The following is a 21,344-nucleotide window of genomic DNA, read 5'->3' as shown; positions in this document are numbered from 1 at the left end:
GGGCGCCCGATCGTGAGGGGCCGGGGGGCGCGGCCCGTCATGGGGCCGCGGGTCCCGAGGATCGCGGTTGTCGCGCGGCCTCGTCCCGTCGCGGCCCCTGCTCCCGGAGGAGCGACGCCACGGCGTCGCCCGGGAGGGGCGGACCGAACAGGAAGCCCTGCAGCTCCGCGGAACCGAGCTCGCGAAGCGTCCGCGCCTCGTCCTCGGTCTCGATGCCCTCGGCGGTCACCGCCATCCCGAAATGGTGCGCGATGTCGTGCATCGTCCGGATCAGGAAGCGGCTCGTCCCTCCCCCATTCAGGGCCCCGATGAACGAGCGGTCGATCTTGATCCGGTCGAAGACGAGCTGCTGCAGGTAGCCGAGCGACGAGAAGCCGGTCCCGAAATCGTCGAGGGCGATGCTGACCCCGAGCGCGCGGAGGGTCCTGATGTTGCGGAGCACGGCGGCCGGGTCCCGCATCAGGACGCTTTCGGTCAGCTCCAGCTCGAGGCGATCCGTCGCCAGTCCGCTGGCGCCCAGCGCCGCGGCGACCCGGGCCGGGAAGCCCGGCTCCTGCATCTGGATCGGCGAGACGTTCACCGAGACCCGGCCGGTGCCCGGCCACGCCGCCGCTTGCCGGCAGGCGGTGTCGAGAACCCAGGCGCCGATCGGCGTGATCGCCCCCGTCGTCTCGGCGAGCGGTACGAAGGAGGCCGGTGGGACCGGTCCCAGGATCGGGTGGTTCCAGCGCAGCAGCGCCTCGCAGCCGGAGATCGCCCCCGTCGCCGCCGACACGATGGGCTGGTAGGCCAGTGAAAGCTCGCCCCCGGCGAGGGCGGCCTGGACGTCGGCGGCCCTCGGATCCTCAAGGTGGGACCGGATCGTCCGGGCGCCCGGGCCGGCCTCCGCGGCGGACGGCTCCGAACCGGGAATCGGCCGAGCCGGATCGACCACACTCGAGAGCCCGATCGGGTCTGAGCGCCCGCCCGCCTCCGCGAAGGCCAGGCGGGGCGATGACACGGCGAGGACGCTCCTCATCGGACGCGCTTCGTGCGGGGTCGAGAACCTACCGTGTTCCAGGCTTCCCCGCACATGTTCCAAGCCACGCCGTTGGGTTGATCAAGCCAACAAAGGATAAGTGGCGCCACCTAAGGAAAAGTTATCGTATGTTTGTTGATTCTCCGAGCTTTAGAGGGCGTTCTGAACGCAGCGGAGGCCGGATCGGCGCAAGGGGGCGCGTCGGGACGGACAACCAGGAGATGCGGAACCGACGCCGTCGGACCGGATGCGGCCCTCGGCGCCCGCTCGCGGTGGCCGGGTCATCCGAACCGACGGCGGCCGGCTTCCCCCAAGTGATGGCGTGTGGCGACGGCGCTCAGGCCGCCTTCCGGCGCATCGGCAGAAGGCGCGTCGCCGCCTTCCAGGCCGGTGCCAGCACGTGGCCGGCGAGCGGGATCAGCGCGAAGCCCGCGATCAGCCCGATCACGCCCGCGCCGGCCGCGGTGACGAGCCACTCGACCGCTCCGCCGATCGCCGGTACGGCCCGGCCCGCCGCCACCGCGGCCTCGTGGATGAGGTGCTCCGGGCCGGCGAGGCCGTAGCCCGCGAGGCTGTGGACGATGATGCCGCCGCCGACCCAGACCATGGCCGCCGTGCCGAGAACGGCGAGCCCCTTGAGGAAGACGGGCATGCCGCGCACCAGCCCGCGGCCGAGAGCGGCCAGGACGCCGCTGCCCCGCTTGGCCAGAGCCAGACCGATATCGTCGGCCTTCACGATCAGGGCGACCGCACCGTAGACCGCGACCGTGATACCGATGGCGACGACAGCCATCACCACGGCCCGCGACCAGACCGTGCCGTCGCCGAGACCCGACAGGGTGATGGCCATGATCTCGGCCGAGAGGATGAAGTCGGTCTTGATCGCGCCGGAGACCCGCTGGTTCTCCAGCACCTGCGCATCCGGCGCGGCGGCCTTCGCCTCGTCCGCGTGCGCGTGGGCCGCGTGCGGCACGATCATCTCGTAGACCTTCTCAGCCCCCTCGTAGGCGAGGTACAGGCCGCCGAGCAGCAGGAGCGGCGTGATCGCCCAGGGCGCGAAGGCGCTGAGCAGCAGCGCGATGGGCAGCAGGAACACCAGCTTGTTGATCAGCGAGCCGCGGGCGATGCGCCAGACGATCGGCAATTCGCGGTCGGGCGAGAAGCCGACCACGTAGCGGGGCGTGACCGCCGCGTCGTCGATCACCACGCCGGCCGCCTTGGTCCCGGCCTTGGCGGCCTGGGCCGCCACGTCGTCCAGCGAGGCGGCCGCGACCTTCGTCAGGGCGACCACGTCATCCAAGAGGGCAAGCAGTCCGACGCTCACGATCACCTCATTCCGTTCCACGCTCGGCGTGCATATGGCGCAGCGTGGCTTTTGGGCGAGGATGCGCCCTCCCCGGGGCCGGGGCGGCGCGCGAGGGGCGACCGGCCCGGATCCGGTGCGCGGCGGGCGGTGCAGGGCCCTCAGGAAGGCATCCGCGATGCTCGACCGTCGAGAGGATGATCGCGTCGCCCGATCCGATATCGGCCGCCGCCCCCTGCCGGGCCGTCCGGCCGTGTTCCCTGCCGTGTCCCCTGCCGTGCCTCCCGCCGGCTACTTCGTGGCGGCGACGGTGACGCCGTCCCAATCCGCGGGCTGCGGCTCCCGGCGGAAGGTCTCGGCGCGCCCGGCATAGAGCGCGTAGAGGCCGTCGATCCGCAGGTCCTGCGCCAGGGTGCGGCAGGCCTGCGCGGCGGAGGCGGTCTCGTCCCATTGCCGGGCCCGGTAGGCCGCGATCATCCCGGCATGCCGCGCCGCGAGCCGCCGGAACCGATCGGACCCTCGGAACGCCTCGTCGCCGAGGAGGGTGAAGAGGGTCTCGGGTTCGCTCTTGCCCTTCACCTGCACGCGATCGATCTCGAGCAGCGGGTAGCGCTCGCGGATGGCGTCGGCCGTCGCCGCGCCGAGGACGATCTTCACGCCGTAGCGCTTCGACTGCCCCTCCAGGCGGGAGGCGACGTTCACGGGGTCGCCGAGGACCGAATAGTCGAAGCGCAGGTCGGAGCCCATATTGCCGACGACGCAAGCCCCGGTGTTGATGCCGATGCCGACATCCAGCGGGAGGACGAGATGCCCGCTCGCCTCCGCCTCGCGCCGGCGCGCCGCGTTCAGGGCATCCATCCGCGCCAGCATGTCGAGGGCGGCGGCCGCGGCGTGGGCCTCGTGGTCGTCGTCGGGCAGCGGCGCGTTCCAGAACGCCATGATCGCGTCGCCCATGTATTTGTCGATCGTCCCCTGCCGGTCGAGGATGGCGTGGGTGAGCGGCGTGAGGAAGCGGTTCATCAGGGCTGTCAGCCCGGCGGGGTCGTCCTTGTAGAACTCGGCGATCGCGGTGAAGCCGCGCACGTCCGAGAACATGATCGTCAGGCGCCGCTCCTCGCCGCCGAGCCGCAGCGGCTCGGGCGACTGGGCGAGCTGCTCCACGAGGTCCGGCGACAGGTAGCGCCCGAAGGCGGTGCGGATGCGCCGCCCCCCGGCCTGCTCGCGGAAGTAATGGGTGAAGACCAGGGTGAGGTAGACGGAGAAGGTCGTCAGCAGCGGGTATGTGGCATCGAACAGGATGCCGTTCGCGGAGAAGCGGTACCACGACACGAAGGCGAGCTGCGCCGCGACGAGGCTGCCGAACATCAGCAGGCCGAGCGCGCCGAGAATCGGGGCGAACAGGATGATGGCGAGCGACACCGCCGCGGTCGCGCCGACCTCGATCAGGGTCGCCTCGTTCGGCACGGTGAGGGTGGCGCCGGTCAGCAGGTTTTCGAGAAGCTGGGCGTAGATCTCAACGCCCGGCATCGAGCGGTCGAGCGGCGTGGTGCGGTTGTCGAGCAGGCCGACGGAGGAGGTTCCGACGAGCACGATCTTGTCCCGCAGCCGTTCAGGCGGGACCGTGCCGTTCAGGAGATCGCGGGCCGACACGTAGAGCTCCGGATCGTGCGGGCTGAAGCGCACCCAGATCTGTCCCCGCGGATCGGTCGGAACCGTGAGTTCGGGCAGGCGGATCGAGATGACGCCGGACTCGTCGGTGCGGATCAGCAGGGTGTCGGCGCCGGTCGCCACCCGCAGGATGTCGAGGGCCAGCGTCGGCACCACGGTGCCGCCCGCCCGCAGCACCAGCGGCACCCGCCGCACCACGCCGTCCCGCTCGGGGCTGATGGTGAAGACGCCCCGCCCGGCGGCGGCCCGCTCCAGGACGGGCAGGTTGCGGATCAGGCCGGGAAAGCCGATCAGCGCCGTCTCCGGGTCGAGATCCGTCCCCACCACGGCGGTGCCGGTCTGCGGCGGCGGGCCCTCCCCCGCCCAGGCGACCGGGGTGCTCGCGGCGGTTTGGCCCAGCACCACGGGCAGGCGCCCGATCGCCTCGGCGAAGACCGCGTCGCTGTCGGGCTGCGCCCGCAGGTCGGCGCGGGCCGCCGCGCTCAGGTCCGGCAGGGTCTGCGCCAGGAGCGGCGGCGACAGGCGGCCGGGCTCGGAGAAGACGATGTCGAAGGCGGCGATGGCCGCGCCGGCCTCCTGCAGCTTCCGGCAGAGCGCGGCCAGCCGCGTGCGCGTCCACGGCCACTGGCCGAATTCCCGGAGGCTCGCCTCGTCGATATCGACGATGGCCACCGGGCGCTCGGCCGGCGGCACCCGCGGCGCGAGCACCTGTAGCGCGTCGAAGGTACGCACGCGCAGGGCCTCGACCGGCGGCGGATCGGTGATCCGCAGGAGCAGCAGCAGCACGAGCAGGCCGCTCGCCAGCAGCCGCCCGGCCCGGCCTCGATCGTCGCGAGGCCGGGTCGGCGAGGCGGATCGCGTCCTCGAGCGTGTAACCGCTGCCGAGGAAGGAGAGGCGGGTGCCGGTATCGAGCGCGATCGCGCCGCTTCCGGCCGCGCCCGGCCCGCCGAGCGCCAGCGCGCCGCCCGCCACCGTGGTCCTGCCGCTGAAGGTGCCGGTCCCCGACAGGGTCAGGGTGCCGGGGCCCGTCTTCGTCAGGCCGCCCGGTGCGGACGCTGAACCGATCGGATCGCGCCCCGACTCATGCCCTTCGCCGAGCCCGCCGCCCCCTCGGCAGCGAGCGCCCCGACCGGAGGGTCTATGCCGCCCAGGCGAGGATCAGCACGCCGCTGAGGAACATGGCATAGGTCGCGAGCAGCGCGGAAATCTCACGATGCTTCGAAACGACGGCGCGGGAGACGGACAGCATGACGGCGATCAATCACGGGGTGACCGGATCAGCCTGATAGCCAAACCTTGACAGTTTTGGAGAGGGCGGCGCCCGGTTTGGCAGGAAAAGGCGAAGTGTTGCGCGCCGGAGACTCGTCCGGGCCGCGACGGGCGTGACCGCGTCCGCGCTCGTCGACCGCTCGTCGACCCTTGCCCACGACCCTTGCCCACGACCCTTGCCCACGACCCTGCACCCGTCCTCCGCATCGGCACCCCGCCCGGCGAACCGCCTCCGTGCGAGGGCAGGACCCGGGCACCGGTGCGGATTCCCGCATCCGCCGATCCTCCCGGAGCGGCAGGCCCTGCGACAGGCCCCCCGGACCCACCCGCGGAGGGCGCTTCAGCGGCGATGCCGCCTGGCGTTATTTTGCACGAAGGCGTCGCATAGCCTGTTCCGCGCGTTAAGGATCGGTATGATCGTACCGGTTAAGACGCGTGGGAGTCAGCTATGACATCAGGACTGCCGGAAGGTGCGAAGCCGGGCGACATCGTGACACCTGACGGCCAGATCCTCTGCCGAGACCGGGAGCTTCACGAGTTCGGCTACTTCACCGTCACCTACGAGCAGGCCCAGGTCGCGCGCAAGCATGGCTGGGGCTGCCGGGCCGGCGTCGTTCTCGATGGGGAGCATTCCGACGAGTGGAGCTGGAACTACGCCGAGGAAGAGCGCCGCTATGCGTTGGAAAACGGCGATGAGCCGCCCCTGGTACGGATCTATCGAGAGCCACCCGCCTCCTGCCCCGTCGAGACTCCCCTCTCCTGCCGCCTCGACAGCCGCTAAGCCCTATCCGACCTGACTGTTTCAGGCGGTGGCGAGGCTTCGCAGCGGCCATCGGAGCGTGGAGAACGGTGCCCGAAGGGGCCCTCCGGACCGTGAGGCCAGCGCTGGTGCGCCGAAGGGGCGGACGGCTCGGCGGGTGATCGGGATCGAGCCGATCACGTTCCGAACAGGCTTGCGTCTCACATGGTCTTCGCCCCGGGCGCCCGTTTTCATGGGGCCTTCGGGGCCTGCGGAGCCTTCGGGGGCCTCGTTACCCGATCGTGGTGCCGTAGCGGACGCCTTTCTCCTTGAGCCAGCGCCGGTAGGCCACCGAGGACGAGTCGGCGCGGGTCGGGATCTCGGCGCGGGGTTCCAGCGGCAGCAGAACCGGTCGCTGGTTCTCCAGAATGATGCGGTCCTGCAGGAAGATCACCTGCTGAAACGCGACGAGATCGGTGAGGCGGGAGGCGTCGTCGATCAGGAACATCACCGGATGGGCCCGGCAGCGATCGGGATCGAGGGGCTGCACGAACAGGCAGATGACGTCCCACCGGTTCGCCGCGTTGGGGCAGGTCTTGTACAGCATGGTCACGTGGGGCGTGGCGACGCGGTACTGGTACTGCGTCTCGATCCCGCTCTTGGCCGAGAGGGCCGCCTGAGGCTGGAAGAAGCGGCAATTGGTGGCCCAGACCTCGTCGACGTCGCGGCGGATCTCGGTGGTGTAGTGCAGCACCTCGGTGTGCGGCTCGGCGCCGAGGATGTCGGTGTGGACGAAGGGGAAGTGGGCCATGTCGAGGAAGTTCTCGATGATCCGCAGCCCGGAGGCGCGCAGGCCGACGGCGCCGCAGAGCACGTGGCGCCGGTCGTCCTCGTCGGCCTCGGGGATGGCGGGCGGCTCGGTCTCCGGGGCGCCCAGGCTGACCCAGACGCAGCCGTAGCGCGTGCGCACCGGCAGTTTGCGCCCGGACGCCGTCCGCGCCGAGACCGGATCGCTCCCGGAGACGACGATCTCGGTGCCGAGGAGGCGTGTCCGCAAGGGGGCCTCGCGGCAGGCCTCGGTCGATCCGACGACGTACCAATCGTCCCGGATCACGGGTTCGAGTTCCATCGCAAGGCTCCCCTCAGGGCCGCGCGCCGCCGGCGGACGCGCCCGGCTCATTGCCCGATCACCGCCAGTTCATTGCCAGATCCGCGCCATCGTGGCGGCGTGCTCGGCCAGCAGCGCCTCGAGGTCGAGGTCGCAGAAGGCGCCGTCGGCGATGATCGGGCGTCCGTGGATGAAGCTGTGCGAGACCCGGAACGGCCCGCACATCACCATCGCGGCGAGCGGATCGCGCTGCGTGCCGGACAGGCCGAGCTGGTCGAGCTTCACCGCGATGAGATCCGCGCTCATGCCGGGGGCGAGATGGCCGATATCGTCCCGGCCCAGCAGCCTCGCGCCGCCGCGGGTCGCCATGACCAGGGCTTCCCGCGCCGACAGGGCGCCCGGCGTGCCGCCGAAGCCGCCGCGGCCGCCGGGTGGTTCTGAGCCGTAGCGCGCCGGCGCCACGCGCTGGAGGAGCTGCGCCAGCCGCGCTTCGAGGAAGAGGTTCGAGGTGTCGTTCGAGGCGGAGCCGTCGACGCCGAGGCCGCAGGTCATGCCGGCATCGAGCATCTCGCGGATCTTGGCGATGCCCTGGCCGCAGCGCATGTTGGCGGAGGGGCAGTGCGTCATGCCGGTCCCGGTCTCGGCGAAGCGCCGGATCTCGCCGGAATCGAGGAAGATCGCGTGGGCGAACCACACGTCCGGCCCGGTCCAGCCCACCGATTCGGCGAAGGCGGCCGGCCGCATTCCGTAGGCCTCGCGGCACCAGACCTCCTCGTCGAGATCCTCGGCGAGATGGGTGTGGAGGTGGACGCCGTGGGCGCGGGCGAGCGCCGCCGCCTCCCGCATCAGGCCCGGCGTCACCGAGAAGGGCGAGCAGGGGGCCAGCACGATGCGGGTCATCGCGTATCGGGCCGGATCGTGGTGGGCGTGGATCAGCCGCTCGGCGTCCTTGAGGATGTCCGCCTCGCGCTCGACGCAGGAATCGGGGGGCAGCCCGCCCTGGCTCTGCCCGCGCGACATCGCTCCCCGCGCCGCGTGGAAGCGCAGGCCGATCCCGCGCGCCGCCGCGATCGTGGCATCGAGCGTGACGTCGTTGGGCCGGATGTAGAGGTGGTCCGAACTCGTGGTGCAGCCCGAGGCGATCAGCTCGGCCATCGCCACCCGGGCGGAGACGCTGATCGCCGCGTCGTCGAGGCGCGCCCAGATCGGGTAGAGCGTGGACAGCCACGTGAAGAGCGGCTCGTCCTGGACCATCACCCGGGTCAGGTTCTGGTACATGTGGTGATGCGTGTTCACCATGCCGGGCATCACGAGATGGCCGGACAGGTCGATCACCCGGTCGGCGGAGGTTGCGCCGAGCTCGGCATCGGTGCCGACGGCCTCGATCACGTGGTCGCGCAGGTAGAGGGCGCCGTCGGTGATTTCGCGGCCCCCGTCGTCGAAGGTGGCGAGGTGGGCGATGTGGCGCAGGAGCAGCGTCGGCATGGTCTCAGCGCCCCTCAGCGCACGTCGCGATGGTAGGGCAGGCCGAGGGCGGCCGGGGCCGCGAACCAGCCGCGCAGGCGCCGCCACGCCACCACCGGCAGGATGATGAACGCGACGGTGCCGAGATAGGGCAGCATCGAGAGGATCGCCGGCGCTACCGGCCAGCCCCGGGCCTGACCGACGAAGCCGAGCGCCGTGATGACGCCGAAGAGCAGCGCGGCGGCCACCGCCGTCAGCGGCCTGAAGCCGGCGAAGATGACGAGGGCCACGGCGATCCAGCCGCGGCCGGCGACGACGCCCTCCGACCAGGACGGCACGAAGGCCAGCGTCAGGTAGGCTCCCGCACCGCCCGCGAGGCTCGATCCGAGGGCGACGTACCAGAACCGGATCGCCGCGACCGGGATGCCGGCGGCGTCCGCCGCGGCGGGACTCTCGCCCACCGCGCGCAGGTTCAGCCCGTGCCGGGTCCGGAACAGCAGGAGATGCAGGCCGACCGGCAGGGCGATGTAGATCGCGTAGAGCAGCACGTTCTGCGAGAACAGCGCCGGCCCGAGCACCGGGATGTCGGCGAGCCCCGGGACCGCGACCTGCGGGAAGACGGCGGCGGCGGGGGCGCCGGCATAGGAGCGGCCGAGCGTCGCCGCGAGCCCGGAGCCGAGGAGCGTGAGGGCGAGACCGCACAGCACTTGGTTGGCCCGCAGCAGCACGGTGGCGGCGGCGAAGACGCAGCCGAAGGCGAACCCGACGCCCAGCGCCGCGGCGAATCCGAGGGCCGGGCTCGGCACCGCCGCCACGGTGGCGATACCCGTGAGCGCGCCCAGCGACATCAGCCCCTCGACGCCGAGATTGACCACGCCGACGCGCTCGGCGAGCACCTCGCCGAGCGCCGCGAGGGCGAGCACCCCGCCCGCCAGGAGCGCCGTGGACAGGATGCCGGTGATCAGATCCAAATGATCGCCTCCACGCGGGTGCCCTCAGCCCAGGATCCGGGTCCGGCGCACGGGCCGGTAATGCACGATCTCGTCGCCGACCGCCGTGAACAGCAGGATCAGGCCGGTGATGGCGAGCACGGTGCTGGTGTTCACGCCCTGCGTCTGCAGCACGATGCCGGCATTGAGGAGCGCCGCCATCAGCACGGCGCCCGCGATCACGCCGAGACAGGAGCCGCGGGCGAGCACCGCGACCATGATGCCGAGATAGCCGTAATTGTTCGAAATGCCGCCCTGCAGCCGGTGCACGGTGCCGGCGAGTTCGATGGTCCCGGCCAGCCCTGCAACCGCCCCCGAGAGCAGCATCACGGCGACGATGCGCGCCCGGACCGGGATGCCGGCATAGAGCGCCGCGCCGGGATTGGCGCCGGCGACGCGCACCTCGTAGCCGAAGCGGGTGAAAGCGAGCAGCCCGGCCGCGAGGATCGCCACCGCGATCGCGGCGGGCAAGCCCCAGTGCAGGGTATCGCCCAGCGGCGGCAGTTCGGCGGGGATGCGCGCCGTGGTCGCCAGCGCCCGGCCCGAGGGATCGCGCCAGGGGCCGGTGCAGAGCCACGCGACCAGAAGGGCCGCGACGAAGTTCAAGAGCAGCGTGGTGATGAGTTCGCTCACGCCCGCGAAGGCCCGGGCAAGCGTCGGCACCAGGATCCAGGCGGCGCCCCCGGCCGCCCCGGCGAGCGTCATCAGCGGCAGGGCCCAGGCGTCGTCGCCGCCGGCATGGAGGCCGACCGCGGTCGCGGCCAGCGCGCCGGCGTTGAACTGGCCCTCGCCGCCGATGTTCCACAGGCCGATGCGCTGGGTCAGCGCCACCGCGATCCCGGTGAGGATCAGCGGCGTGACGAGCAGGCCGAGATCCTCCAGCCCCGCGACCGATCCGAAGGCGGAGCCGATCACCTCGGCGCCGAGGCGCGCGGGCGCGAGGCCGGCGAGCGACAGGACCGCCGCGACGCAGGCGAGCGCCGCCAGGATCGCCCCGACCCGTCCGGCCAGGGCGGCGCCGGCCGGGACGGTCGGAACCCTCTGGAACCGCCAGCTCATGCCCGCGCCCCCCGGCCGCCCATCATCAGTCCCAGCGTCTCGACGTCCGCCTCGGCGGCGGGCATCACCCCCATGATCCGTCCCTCGAACAGCACCGCCACCCGGTCGGCGAGCGCGAGGATCTCCTCCAGCTCCTCGGAGAAGAGCAGCACCGCCCTGCCCCGGTCGCGCAGCTCCGCGAGGTAGGAGAGCAGGGTGTCGATGGCGCCGACATCGAGCCCCCGGCTCGGATAGGCGGCGACCAGGACCCGCTCGGCGACGCGGATCTCGCGGCGGGCGACGAGGCGCTGCTGGTTCCCGCCCGACAGGTTGCGGATGGGCATGCCGAAATCCGGCACCGCGACGGCGGCGTCGGCGGCGATGGTCCGGGCGAGGCGCGCCGCCGCCCAGGGCCGGAACAGGCCGCCGCCGCCGACGCGCGGGCCGGCATATTCCCGCAGCACCGCGTTGTCGGCGACGCTGAGGTCGGGGGCGAGGCCGCTGCGCAGGCGATCCTCCGGGATATGGCCGATGCCGGCGGCCGCGAAGGCCGCCGCATCCGTCCGGGCCACAGGCCGGCCGTCGATCCGGACCGCGCCCCCCGCGACCCGGCGCATGCCGGTGACGACCTGGCTCAGCTCGCGCTGCCCGTTGCCGGCGACCCCCGCAATGCCCAGGATCTCGCCGCCATGCAGGGCGAGGGTGACGTCGCGCAGCGCCACGAGGCCGCGGTCGTCCCGCGCGCAGACCCGGTCGAGTTCGAGCACCGGGGCCGCCGAGACCAGCGTGCCGGCCGCCCGCGGACGCGCCCTGCGCAGGGTGATGTCGTGGCCGACCATCAGGGCGGCGAGGCCGCGCTCGTCCGCGCCCGCGGCGGGGCGCGTCGCCACCTTCCGGCCCCCGCGCAGCACGCTGATCCGGTCGGCGATGGCGACGACCTCGTCGAGCTTGTGGCTGATGAAGATCACCGCGTTTCCGGAGGCGCGGAACGCCCGCAGGGCCGCAAACAGCTCCCGCGCCTCCGCCGGCGTGAGCACGGCGGTCGGCTCGTCGAGGATCAGGAGGCGGGCGTCGCGGGCCAGAACCCGGAGGATCTCGACCCGCTGCTGCTCGCCGGCCGAGAGGTCGCCGACGACCGCGTCCGGCCGCACCGCGAGGTTGAAGCGCGCGGCGAGCGCCCGCGTGCGCGCTTCGAGCGCCGCCGCCGAGGCGCGCCAGGGCGTGCGCGACCAGCCGAGATGGATGTTCTCGGCCACCGTGAAGGCCGGCACCAGCTTGAAGTGCTGGTGCACCATGCCGATCCCGGCACGGATCGCCGCCTGCGGCGAGGGCAGCGCGCGGGCGTAGCCGTCGAGGATGATCGTGCCGGCATCGGGCTGGTAGATGCCGGTGAGGATGTTCATCAGGGTCGACTTGCCGGCCCCGTTCTCGCCGAGCAGGGCGTGGATCTCCCCTGGCATCACCGTGAGATCGACCGCGTCGTTGGCGAGCACGCCCGGAAACGCCTTGGTGATCCCCTGCAACTCGACGAAGGCGGGGGTGCCGGGCGGGATTGCGGGTGCGGCGCCCGCGCCCGTCCCGGGTGGGAACGCGAGCGGCACCCCCATCAGGCGCCGAGGCCCGTCACGCCCTCGATCGACCAGTCCCAGTTGTAGAGGTCGAGATCGCTCATGGTCTTGCCCGCCGCGACCCGGACCTTGCCCTGGCTGTCCCGGATCTCGCCGACGAACGGCGTGTACCCGCCGAGGATCTTTTCGCGCACGGCGTCGGCCTGCTTTGCGACGGCCTCGGGCACGGTCCGGCCCCAGGCGTCGCGGTCGACGCCGCCGCCCATCGGCAGGAGCGTGGTGCCCGGCGTCCATGTGCCGGCGATGCGCCGGCCCACCTGATCGACGTAGTACTTGCGCGAATCGACCACGATCGAGCTGACATAGGCGTCGGGCCCGAAGCGGCGCATGTCGGTGTTCCACATCGCCGCCTTGAGGCCGCGCTGCTGCGCCACCTGAAGGTAGCCGGCCTCGTCCATGATGCCGAAGAGGAAGTCGCAGCCGTTGTTGGCGAGCGCGACGCCGGCCTGGGTCGCGGCCTGCGGATCGAACCAGGAATTGATCGTGATGACCTGCACGGTCGCCTCGGGCTTCACCGTGCGCGCGCCCATCAGGAAGGCGTTGGTCGAGGAGAAGCACGAGGGCACCGGGAAGGAGGCGACGTAGCCGAGCTTGCCCGTCTTGCTCATCAGGCCGGCCGCGACGCCGAGCACGTAGGTCGGGTACCAGTGCGCGAAGTAGTACCAGCCGAGATTGTCCGCCGTGGTGCGGCCGTCGCATTCGAGGAAGCCGACCTTCCGCGAGCGCTTGGCGACGTCGGAGAAGAAGTCGCCGTAATTCGAGGTGGCGAAGACGAGGTTGGCGCCGTTCGAGACGAATTGCCGGAAGGTGCGCGCGGCGTCGGCGGAATAGGGGATCGACTCGACGAACAGGGTCTTGGCCTGCGGGAAAGCGGCCTGCACCGCCTTCATTCCCTGGTCGTGACTCCAGGTCCAGCCCTCGTCGGTCACCGGGCCGACATGTCCGAAGGCAATCACCGCATCCTTCTCGGGAACCGCCGGCAGCGGCGCCTGGGCGCGGGCCGGGCACAGTCCGGGCGGCAGGATCAGGCCGGCACCGAGACCGGCTCCAAGGCCGATTCCGAGGCCGAGCAGATGGCGGCGGCTCGGCAGGGCGGCATCGCGCATGTCATCGCTCACGGCACTGGCTCCCTCTCGGATCGCCGCCCGAATCCGGGTGGCGGGAGTGACCGCAGCCTCTCCGGCAGAACGTCCGGCGGAGGCCGTCGGCAAGAACGCGGCAAGATCCGGCGCGGCAAGATCCGGCGCGGCAAGATCCGGCGCGGCAAGAACCATGCCTCGACGGGGGCCGCTCCGAGCGCCGCATCGGCCAAGCGTGACCGCGCCGATCTGTCCCGGATAGCCGCCAATTTCCGACCACCCCGGTGCGTCCAGCGCAACAACGTCAGGGCGTAGGATCACGGGTTTGCGCGGACTTGCGCGAAGAACTGATGAAGCCTTAAGCAAGGCTTCGAGGTGGCGCGAAACGAGGCATCGCGAGCCGGGAGGGCACGACCATGGGCGGTGCAGCCGTCATGACCTTCACCGGACGGTTCCGGCCCGCGAGCTTCCGGGCCTTCGCGGAGGATCGCGCCCGCCTCCTCGCCTTGGACGCGGCCTGGGGCGAGGCGGCGCCCGACCGAATCGTCGTCGCCGTCGCGGGCCAGCGCGACTTCATCGATGCGTTCGAGATGGCCTGCAGCCTCGGGCCCATGGATTGCCTCGTCCAAGAGATCGAGCGGCGCGAAACAGATTCGGCCGGGATCGCCACCTTCGAGCGGGAACATGTCGATGGATGAGCCGGACGGTTGGTACGCGGTCGCGCTGGGCGCCGATATCGAGCCCTCGACCTCGGCGGGAACGCGCCTGTTCGGCCACGAACTCGTGGTCTGGCGCGACGCCGCCGGCGCCGTGCATGTCTGGGAGGATCGCTGCCCGCATCGCGGCATGCGCCTGAGCTTCGGCTTCGTGCGCGGCGATCACATCGCCTGCCTCTATCACGGCTGGCGCTACGACGCCGCCGGCCAGTGCCGCTTCATCCCGGCCCACCCGGATCTCGCGGTGAGCCCGATGATCCGGACGCGGACCTTTCCGTGTCGGGAGCGGGCCGGGCTGATCTGGGTCCGCTGGGGAAGCACGGCCGACGACGCCCCGGAGGCCGCGCCCGTGGAGGCCGCCCCCGTCTCGCCCCTGCGCAGCCTCTACCTCGACGCGCCGGCCGCGCGCCTCGCGGCGGCGCTCGGCGGCGCCGGGTCCGATGGGCTCGCCCGCCTCGATCTCGCCGGTTCGCCCGTCCTCGTCGCGGTGCAGCCGCTCGCCGCGGCGGCGAGCGCGGCGCACATCGTGGTCCCGGCCGCGCCCGAAGCGCCGACAGCCGATCTCGCCCGCCTCGCCGCCGCCTGCATCGCCCTGCGCCGGACCATCGAGGGAGCCGCGCCGTGAGCCTTCGCCTCTACGACTACGAACTCGACGAGAACGGCTACAAGGTCCGGCTCGCGCTGGGGGCGCTCGGGCTCGACTGCGAGACCGTGGCGGTCGACATGGTCCCGGGCGCCGAGCAGACCCGCTCCCCGCTGATCGATCTGAACCCCCTCGGCACGCTCCCGATCCTCGTCGATGGCGGCACGGTGCTGCGGGAGGCCGAGGCGATCCTCGCCTATCTGGCGCGCCGCTACGATCCCGCCGGGACGTGGCTGCCGCAGGAGCCGGCGGCCTTCGGCGAAACCCTGATGTGGCTCGCCTTCGCCACGCGCGAATTGCACGCGGCGAGCCTCGCGCGGCGCGCGGCCCTGTTCGACCATCCGGGCGACGGGCCGGAGCTGGAGAGCCGGTCGCGGGCGGCGTTCCGGGTCATGGAGGACCATATCGTCCTGCGCGGGCTCTCGGGCGCGGGCTGGTTCGCCGGCACGGGCCCGACCATCGCCGATCTCGCCCTGTTCCCGGCCTTCGCCCTCAGCCGGGACTTCGGGATCGACCACGAGGCCTATCCGGGCCTGCGCCGCTGGAGCCGCCGCGTCCGCGGCCTGCCGGGCTTCCGCACCATGCCCGGCATTCCCGACTATCACTGACGGCCGGACAGGACGCCCTTGGACCCGCACCGCCTCGGCCTCGTCTCGACGCGGCTGCACTACTTCCAGCTCGTCGCCCGCGCGGGCTCGATCCGGCAGGTCGCCCGCGCGCTCAACGTCGCGCCCTCGTCGATCAGCCGCGTGATCGTCCAGCTCGAGGAGGATCTCGGCACCAAGCTGTTCGAGCGCGCCCGGCAGCGCCTGCGCCTCACCAGCGCGGGCGAACTCCTGCTCTACCGGGCGCGGCTGAGCCTGGGCGAGCTCAGCCGGGCCTGCACCGAGGTCGGCGAGTTGCAGGGCCTGCACCGCGGCACCGTCACCGTCGCCCTGGTCGAGAGCGTCGCCCGCGGCCTGTTCCCGGCGGTGATGGGAGCGTTCTGGGAGCGGCATCCGGGGATCGCGGTCGATGTCCAGGTGATGCGATCGACGGAGGCGGCCGCGGCGATCGCGGACGGCGAGTGCGAGATCGCCCTCGGCTTCGACCTGCGCGCCCCGCGGGGGGCGCAGCGCCTCGCGGCGGCCCTGGTCTCGATCGGCGCGCTGATGCATCCGGCGCACCCGCTCGCGGGCCGTCAGGCCCTGCGGATGTTCGATCTGGCCCAGGAGGCGGTCATCCTCTCGGATACGAGCCTGACCCTCGGCGCCACGATCGAGGAAGCCCTGGCCGACGCCTCCGCCCATGTGGGGCGGCGTGTCACCACCAACTCCGTCGGGACGATGGTGGCGCTGGCGAGCGCGGGCGCCGGGATCTCGCTCCAGGCCCGGCTCGGCGTCGAGGCCGAGATCGCCGAGGGCCGCCTCGTCTTCGTGCCCCTGCGCGATCCGAAGCTGCGCCCGCGCCGGCTCGTGCTCGTGGCGCGCAACCGAGACCGGCTCTCGGACGCGGGCGCGGCGCTCGCGGCGATGCTGGCCCGTGCCGTCGAGGCCCAGAGCCAGGCCTGATGGAGGCCTGATGCGGACCCGATCCGGGCGTGAGCCGAGCTGTTGCGCGGAGCGCACCGGACTGAGCGAAAAACGGCGGCTATTCAGGACATCGTCGGGCGTCGATCCTGCGATCCATGATGGAGCCCGACACCCCATGACGCCTGGAGCCGTCGACGCCGTGATCCGCGGCCTGAAGCGGGCGGGCGTCTCGATCGTCTGCTACCTGCCGGATTCCCTGTTCAAGGAGCTCTACCCGGCCCTGGACGCGGATCCGGACCTGCGCACCATCCCGGTCACCAACGAGGGCGAGGGCGCGGCGATCTGCGGCGGCGTCTTCCTGTCGGGCAAGCGCGCCGTGCTGGTGATGGAGAATTCCGGCCTGCGCGCCTCGGTCGAGCCGCTCGCCCGCATGGGCCTCGGCGCCGGCATCCCGGTGGTGATGCTGATGAGCTACCGGGGCGATCTCGGCGAGAACAACTGGTGGGCGATCCCGCACGGCATCACCATGGAGCCGGTGCTGCAGGCCCTGCGCATCCCCTACCGGGTGGTGCGCGAGGAGGCTGCCATCGAGACGGCCATCGCGGACGCCTACGCCTCGGCCTACGCCTCCTACTACCACGCGGCGGTGGCGCTGGGCGGGAGCATCGTACGATGAGCGCGGATGGCGATGCGACGGCCCGGCCGATGACCCGCTACGCCTGCATGCAGCGCCTCGCGGCCCGCCTGCGGGACGAGCTCGTGATCCTGTCCCTCGGGGGCAGCGTGGACGAGTGGTACGACGCGGCGCCGCATATGCGCGCCGCCAGCCTGTTCCAGCAGCAGCTCGGCTGCGTCACGCCCCAGGCCTTCGGCCTCGCCGCCGGGCTGCCGCACCGGCGCATCGTCTCCCTCGACACCGACGGGGGGCTGCTGTTCAACCTCGGCATCCTCGCCACCCTGGGCAACGAGCGGCCGAGAAACCTCTTCGTCGTCGTCTGGGACAACCAGTGCTACCAGTCGATCGGCGGTCCGCCCACGCACACCGCCAAGGGCCGTGTCGACCTCGCGGCGATCGCCCGCGGCGCCGGCCTCGAACACGCCTACACGGTGCACGACCTCGACAGCTTCGAGCGGCACTGCGCCGAAGGGCTTGCGGCCGAGGCTCCCTATCTCGTCGTTGCCAAGGTCGCGGGTACCGTCCAGCCCGGCATCCGGCGCAAGCACAGCGACGGGCGCGAGGACAAGTACATCTTCGTGCGCCACGTGGAGGCGAGCGAGGGCGTCACCATCATGGGCCCGAGCGAGCACAACTGAGATGCTGCGCGACGCCGCCGACGCCCTGGAGGCCGCCTACGACGTGATCGTGGCCGGGGCGGGCACCGGCGGATGCGTCGTCGCGGGCCGGCTCGCGGCGGCGGGGCTGTCCGTGCTGCTGGTGGAAGCCGGGCCGCCGGACACCGCCGACCCCGCCATCGCCGATGCCGGGGCCTGGGTCGGGCTCCTCGGTGGTCCCTGCGACTGGGGCTACGCCTACGCGCCCGCCCCCGAGGTGGCCGGCCGCGCCATCGCGATCCCGCGCGGGCGGGTGCTCGGCGGGTCGAGCAGCATCAACGCCATGCTGTGGAACCGGGGCCACCCCTCCGACTACGACGGCTGGGCGGCCGCCGGAGCGACGGGCTGGGATTTCGCGTCCGTGCTCCCGTACTTCCGCCGGGCGGAGGATTGGGAAGGTGGCGAGACGCCCCTGCGCGGGGCGGGCGGTCCCCTGCGCATCGAGACCTCGCACGATCCCCACCCCGTCGCGCGCGCCCTGCTCGCGGCCGCGGCCGAACGCGGCATGCCGGTGCTGGCCGATGCCAACGGGCCGGACAATGCCGGGGCGGCGCTCGCCAACCTGAACAAGCGCGGGGCCCGGCGCTGGAGCGTGGTCGACGGCTATATCCGGCCGCTCGCGGGCGACCCGAAGCTGACGATTCTCACCGGCGCGACGGTCCTCGGCCTCCTGGTCTCCGGCTCCGTCTGCTCCGGCCTGCGCCTCGGCCTCGAGCGCGGGATCGCCGAGGTGCGGGCCCGCCGCGAGGTGGTGCTGACATTGGGCGCGATCGGCACGCCCGCGCTGCTGATGCGCTCCGGCATCGGCGCTCCGGCCGACCTCGCCCGCCTCGGCATCGCCCCGCGCCACGCGCTGCCGGGCGTCGGGCAGAACCTCCAGGACCATCCCCTGCTGATGGGGATCAACTTCTCCGCCCGCGCGCCGCTGGGGCCGGTGCGCGACAACGGCGGCGGGGCGCAGCTCAACTGGCGCAGCCGGCCGGGCCTGCGCGCGCCGGACCTCCACGCCTTCGTGGTCCAGGGGCCCCATGCCGGCCCCGAGATCGCCGCAACCGCCGACCTGTCCGGTCCGGTCTTCGCCGTCTCGCCGGGGCTGATGGGCTCGACCAGTGTCGGCAGCCTTCGCCTGGAGAGCGCCGAGCCGGACGGCCCGATCACGCTGCGGCCGAATTTCCTGGCCGAGCCCGCCGACCGCGCGGCGCTGGCCGGCGCCGTCGACACGATCCTCGACCTCGCCGACACGGCCGCCTTCCGCGACCTCGGCGCCGTGCCGCTGACCCCGGCCCGAAGACTCGGCCGATCCGAGGCGGACGCCTTCGTGGCGCGGGCCTGCTCCACCTTCTTCCACACCTGCGGCACCTGCGCGATGGGCACGGGCCCGGCCGCCGTGGTCGATCCGGCCCTGAACCTGCATGGCGTGGCCGGCCTGCGTATCGCCGACGCCTCGGTGATCCCGACGATCCCGACCGGCAACACGCAGGCCGCCGTGGTGATGATCGCCGAGCGCGCCGCCGACCTGATCCGGAATGCCGCAGGATGAGCCCGACATGAGCCAAGAGCCCATCAGCCAAGACCGGATCCTCGCCGCCGACCTCGTCGTGACGATGGACCCGGACAACCGCGTCCTCACCGACGGCGCCGTCCTGATCCAGGGGAGCCGGATCGGCGCGGTCGGCCCCCGCGAGGCGATCGCCGCCGCGAATCCGGGCGCGGCCGTCGTGCGCCTGCCCGACCGGCTGCTGATGCCGGGCCTCGTCAACGCGCACATGCATTCGGGCTTCCTGCGCGGCACCGCCGAGCATCTCCCGGTCTGGGACTGGCTGCGGCTGCACATCAACCCGATGCACCGGCTGCTGCGCCCCGAGGAGGCGGAGGCCGCCTCCTGGCTCTGCTACGCCGAGGGGCTTCTCTCCGGCAGCACGACGATGCTCGACATGTGGCGCTTCATGGAGGGCAGCGCGCGGGCCGCCGAGACCCTGGGCAACCGCCTCGTCTGCGTGCCCTATGTCGGCGAGCATCCCGACTACGACTATTTCGACCGCCTCGACGACAACGAGAGGCTGATCGAGAGCCGGCACGGCAGCGCGAACGGGCGCATCAGCGTCTGGGTCGGGCTGGAGCACCTGTTCTACGCCGACGAGGCCGGGCAGCGGCGCGCCATCGAGATGGCCCAGCGCCACCGCACCGGCTTCCACACCCATTGCAGCGAGGCCGAAGTCGAGGTCGCCGAGTTCGAGCAGCGCTACGGCTGCCGGGCGATGTTCGCCCTCGACCGGCTCGGCTTCTTCGAGACGCCGCACGCGCTCATCGCCCACGCGGTCTGGCTCGACGCCGCCGAGATCGAGCTGATCGCCGCCCGCGGCGTCGCGGTGGCGCACAACCCCGTCAGCAACATGAAACTCGCGAGCGGCATCGCGCCGGTCGAGGCGATGCTGAAGGCCGGCGTCGCGGTCGGTCTCGGCACCGACGGCGAGAAGGAGAACAACAACCTCGACGTGTTCGAGGAGATGAAGGCCGCCTCGCTGCTCGGCAAGCTCAAGACCCTCGACGCGGCGGCCCTCGATTCCTGGGAGGCCCTGCGGATGGGAACGATCCTGGGTGCGAAGGCGCTCGGGCTCGACCGTGAGATCGGCTCCCTCGAACCGGGCAAGCGCGCCGACCTGATCGCGATCCGCACCGACACGCCGCGGATGACGCCGCTCTTCGGCGACGGCCCCTGGTTCAACCTCCAGCACAACCTCGTCCACGCGGTGCGGGGCTCGGATGTCGACCTGACCATGGTCGACGGCGTCGTGGTCGTCGAGGACGGCCGCCTCAAGACCGCCGACCTGCGCGGCCTGATCGACCATGTCCGCGGCCTCGCGCCGGGCCTGTTCGAGCGCCGCGCGGCGTGGCTCGCCGAGAACGAAACCGGCTCCGTCCAGTGGACCGGGCCCGGCCGATGAAGACCGACGACCGGGTGGCCCTCGACGAATGGTACGCCGTCGAGACCGCGACGGCCGTGACCGCGGCCCCCGTCGTCACGCGCCTCCTCGGCCAGGACATCGTCTGCGACCGGCTGCCGGACGGGTCACCGCGGGTGCGCGAGCGCCTGGCCGATGGGTTCGGGCCGCCGCTTCCGGTGCGCGAGCGCTACGGCTGCCTCTGGACCACTCTCGGGCATCCGAACCGCGACGTGGTCGCGATCACCGAAGCCGACGAGGCGGACCGCCGCCACGTCCCCTGCGGCTGGGTGAAGATGCGCACCTCCGGCCCGCGCGTGGTCGAGAACTTCCTCGACATGGCCCATTTCCCCTTCGTCCACACCGACATCCTCGGCGCCGAGCCGAACACCGAGGTGCCGGCCTACGCCTCCGAGATCCGCCGCGACGTCGACGAGGTCTGGGCGACGAATTGCAGCTTCTTCCAGCCCCGCATCGCCGCGACCGAGACGGAGGGCGATTTCGTCCGCCTGACCTACCGCGTGCCCTCGCCCTTCGTGGTGATGCTCTACCGGGTCTGCCCGAGCGCTCCCGACCGCCTCGACGCCATCGCCCTGTTCATTCAGCCGATGGAGGAGGAGCTGTGCCGGGCCCAGCCCGTGATGTACCTCGTGGATTCCTGCTCGACCCACACGGCGCTGCTGAACTTCGAGCAGGTGATCTTCCTGCAGGACCGCATCATCGTCGAGAACCAGCGCCCCCTGAGGCTGCCGCTGGAGCCCCGTCACGAGATCCCGACGCGGGCCGACAAGTCCTCCGTGGTCTACCGGCGCTGGCTCAAGGAGAAGGGGCTGCGCTTCGGCACGGTGGGGCACGGATGAGGCGCCCCGCTGAAGCCCGGCCCTGGCGCACCGGGC

At 72.2% G+C, this 21,344-nt stretch carries 19 protein-coding genes and 1 pseudogene; 10 read left to right on the top strand and 10 right to left on the bottom strand.

What is annotated here, in order from left to right; translation table 11 throughout:
• Positions 1-37 precede the first annotated feature (37 nt).
• The 4 genes and pseudogenes from HNR01_RS10420 to HNR01_RS28140 form a co-directional block, all read right to left on the bottom strand.
• Positions 38-1,000 carry a putative bifunctional diguanylate cyclase/phosphodiesterase gene (locus tag HNR01_RS10420; protein ID WP_309236178.1) on the bottom strand — a complete coding sequence of 321 codons (963 nt, stop codon included), beginning with the start codon at positions 998-1,000 and terminating at the stop codon, positions 38-40.
• 355 nt (positions 1,001-1,355) lie between these two features.
• Positions 1,356-2,342: a DUF808 domain-containing protein gene (locus HNR01_RS10415; RefSeq protein ID WP_183667671.1), complete on the bottom strand. Its 987-nt coding sequence runs from the start codon at positions 2,340-2,342 to the stop codon at positions 1,356-1,358.
• A gap of 270 nt (positions 2,343-2,612) precedes the next feature.
• Entirely contained in the window at positions 2,613-4,775 is a 2,163-nt protein-coding gene (locus HNR01_RS10410) for a CHASE2 domain-containing protein (protein ID WP_309236179.1), read from the bottom strand.
• A 172-nt stretch (positions 4,776-4,947) separates the two neighbouring features.
• Positions 4,948-5,028: pseudogene (locus HNR01_RS28140) on the bottom strand (autotransporter-associated beta strand repeat-containing protein); the annotation flags it as partial.
• A gap of 679 nt (positions 5,029-5,707) precedes the next feature.
• Between HNR01_RS28140 and HNR01_RS10400 the strand changes: the two are divergent.
• Complete coding sequence (locus HNR01_RS10400; protein ID WP_183667670.1) at positions 5,708-6,040, top strand: hypothetical protein; 333 nt, start codon at positions 5,708-5,710, stop codon at positions 6,038-6,040.
• 250 nt (positions 6,041-6,290) lie between these two features.
• Here HNR01_RS10400 and HNR01_RS10395 read toward each other — a convergent pair whose 3' ends face one another.
• The 6 genes from HNR01_RS10395 to HNR01_RS10370 form a co-directional block, all read right to left on the bottom strand.
• On the bottom strand, positions 6,291-7,127 hold the full coding sequence (locus tag HNR01_RS10395) for an aromatic ring-hydroxylating oxygenase subunit alpha (RefSeq protein WP_183667669.1): 837 nt from the start codon (positions 7,125-7,127) through the stop codon (positions 6,291-6,293).
• Positions 7,128-7,196: 69 nt separating this feature from the next.
• Entirely contained in the window at positions 7,197-8,591 is a 1,395-nt protein-coding gene (locus HNR01_RS10390; protein WP_183667668.1) for an 8-oxoguanine deaminase, read from the bottom strand.
• Positions 8,592-8,605: 14 nt separating this feature from the next.
• Positions 8,606-9,541, bottom strand: coding sequence for an ABC transporter permease (locus HNR01_RS10385; protein WP_153873959.1), 936 nt, complete (start codon positions 9,539-9,541; stop codon positions 8,606-8,608).
• Between the two features lie 24 nt (positions 9,542-9,565).
• Complete coding sequence (locus HNR01_RS10380) at positions 9,566-10,618, bottom strand: ABC transporter permease (RefSeq protein WP_183667667.1); 1,053 nt, start codon at positions 10,616-10,618, stop codon at positions 9,566-9,568.
• Complete coding sequence (locus tag HNR01_RS10375) at positions 10,615-12,204, bottom strand: ABC transporter ATP-binding protein (RefSeq protein ID WP_183667666.1); 1,590 nt, start codon at positions 12,202-12,204, stop codon at positions 10,615-10,617. The genes HNR01_RS10380 and HNR01_RS10375 overlap by 4 nt, the downstream gene beginning before the upstream one ends.
• The gene (locus HNR01_RS10370; RefSeq protein ID WP_183667784.1) at positions 12,204-13,331 is read right to left on the bottom strand and encodes a BMP family ABC transporter substrate-binding protein; all 1,128 of its coding nucleotides are present in this window, start codon (positions 13,329-13,331) and stop codon (positions 12,204-12,206) included. The genes HNR01_RS10375 and HNR01_RS10370 overlap by 1 nt, the downstream gene beginning before the upstream one ends.
• Positions 13,332-13,720: 389 nt before the next feature.
• On the opposite strand from HNR01_RS10370, the gene HNR01_RS10365 reads away from it, so the two are divergent.
• From HNR01_RS10365 to HNR01_RS10325, 9 genes are all read left to right on the top strand, one after another.
• A complete protein-coding gene (locus HNR01_RS10365) occupies positions 13,721-14,002 on the top strand; it encodes a hypothetical protein (RefSeq protein ID WP_183667665.1) in 282 nt (93 codons plus the stop codon).
• On the top strand, positions 13,995-14,645 hold the full coding sequence (locus HNR01_RS10360) for a Rieske 2Fe-2S domain-containing protein (protein ID WP_183667664.1): 651 nt from the start codon (positions 13,995-13,997) through the stop codon (positions 14,643-14,645). Before HNR01_RS10365 ends, HNR01_RS10360 begins: the two co-directional genes overlap by 8 nt.
• Entirely contained in the window at positions 14,642-15,271 is a 630-nt protein-coding gene (locus HNR01_RS10355; RefSeq protein ID WP_183667663.1) for a glutathione S-transferase family protein, read from the top strand. Before HNR01_RS10360 ends, HNR01_RS10355 begins: the two co-directional genes overlap by 4 nt.
• A gap of 18 nt (positions 15,272-15,289) precedes the next feature.
• Complete coding sequence (locus tag HNR01_RS10350) at positions 15,290-16,213, top strand: LysR family transcriptional regulator (RefSeq protein ID WP_096484590.1); 924 nt, start codon at positions 15,290-15,292, stop codon at positions 16,211-16,213.
• Between the two features lie 136 nt (positions 16,214-16,349).
• On the top strand, positions 16,350-16,850 hold the full coding sequence (locus HNR01_RS10345; protein WP_017484969.1) for a thiamine pyrophosphate-binding protein: 501 nt from the start codon (positions 16,350-16,352) through the stop codon (positions 16,848-16,850).
• The gene (locus tag HNR01_RS10340) at positions 16,847-17,488 is read left to right on the top strand and encodes a thiamine pyrophosphate-dependent enzyme (RefSeq protein WP_183667662.1); all 642 of its coding nucleotides are present in this window, start codon (positions 16,847-16,849) and stop codon (positions 17,486-17,488) included. The genes HNR01_RS10345 and HNR01_RS10340 overlap by 4 nt, the downstream gene beginning before the upstream one ends.
• Before the next feature lies 1 nt (position 17,489).
• A complete protein-coding gene (locus tag HNR01_RS10335) occupies positions 17,490-19,046 on the top strand; it encodes a GMC family oxidoreductase (protein WP_183667661.1) in 1,557 nt (518 codons plus the stop codon).
• A gap of 7 nt (positions 19,047-19,053) precedes the next feature.
• Positions 19,054-20,451: an amidohydrolase family protein gene (locus tag HNR01_RS10330; RefSeq protein ID WP_246417464.1), complete on the top strand. Its 1,398-nt coding sequence runs from the start codon at positions 19,054-19,056 to the stop codon at positions 20,449-20,451.
• A complete protein-coding gene (locus HNR01_RS10325) occupies positions 20,448-21,308 on the top strand; it encodes an aromatic ring-hydroxylating oxygenase subunit alpha (protein WP_026105594.1) in 861 nt (286 codons plus the stop codon). The genes HNR01_RS10330 and HNR01_RS10325 overlap by 4 nt, the downstream gene beginning before the upstream one ends.
• Positions 21,309-21,344: the final 36 nt, after the last annotated feature.

This window comes from Methylorubrum rhodesianum (assembly GCF_014199985.1).
Classification (GTDB): Bacteria; Pseudomonadota; Alphaproteobacteria; order Rhizobiales; family Beijerinckiaceae; genus Methylobacterium; species Methylobacterium rhodesianum.
This window is presented reverse-complemented; position numbering and strand designations above follow the sequence as displayed.

Bases quoted from the DNA above. Each gene is read 5' to 3' on its own strand.
- HNR01_RS10360 (WP_183667664.1), top strand. From the start codon at position 13,995: ATGGATGAGCCGGACGGTTGGTACGCGGTCGCGCTGGGCGCCGATATC.
- HNR01_RS10335 (WP_183667661.1), top strand. From the start codon at position 17,490: ATGCTGCGCGACGCCGCCGACGCCCTGGAGGCCGCCTACGACGTGATC.
- HNR01_RS10390 (WP_183667668.1), bottom strand. From the start codon at position 8,591: ATGCCGACGCTGCTCCTGCGCCACATCGCCCACCTCGCCACCTTCGAC.
- HNR01_RS10400 (WP_183667670.1), top strand. From the start codon at position 5,708: ATGACATCAGGACTGCCGGAAGGTGCGAAGCCGGGCGACATCGTGACA.
- HNR01_RS10330 (WP_246417464.1), top strand. From the start codon at position 19,054: ATGAGCCAAGAGCCCATCAGCCAAGACCGGATCCTCGCCGCCGACCTC.
- HNR01_RS10375 (WP_183667666.1), bottom strand. From the start codon at position 12,204: ATGGGGGTGCCGCTCGCGTTCCCACCCGGGACGGGCGCGGGCGCCGCA.
- HNR01_RS10345 (WP_017484969.1), top strand. From the start codon at position 16,350: ATGACGCCTGGAGCCGTCGACGCCGTGATCCGCGGCCTGAAGCGGGCG.
- HNR01_RS10340 (WP_183667662.1), top strand. From the start codon at position 16,847: ATGAGCGCGGATGGCGATGCGACGGCCCGGCCGATGACCCGCTACGCC.
- HNR01_RS10365 (WP_183667665.1), top strand. From the start codon at position 13,721: ATGGGCGGTGCAGCCGTCATGACCTTCACCGGACGGTTCCGGCCCGCG.
- HNR01_RS10370 (WP_183667784.1), bottom strand. From the start codon at position 13,331: ATGCGCGATGCCGCCCTGCCGAGCCGCCGCCATCTGCTCGGCCTCGGA.
- HNR01_RS10395 (WP_183667669.1), bottom strand. From the start codon at position 7,127: ATGGAACTCGAACCCGTGATCCGGGACGATTGGTACGTCGTCGGATCG.
- HNR01_RS10325 (WP_026105594.1), top strand. From the start codon at position 20,448: ATGAAGACCGACGACCGGGTGGCCCTCGACGAATGGTACGCCGTCGAG.
- HNR01_RS10380 (WP_183667667.1), bottom strand. From the start codon at position 10,618: ATGAGCTGGCGGTTCCAGAGGGTTCCGACCGTCCCGGCCGGCGCCGCC.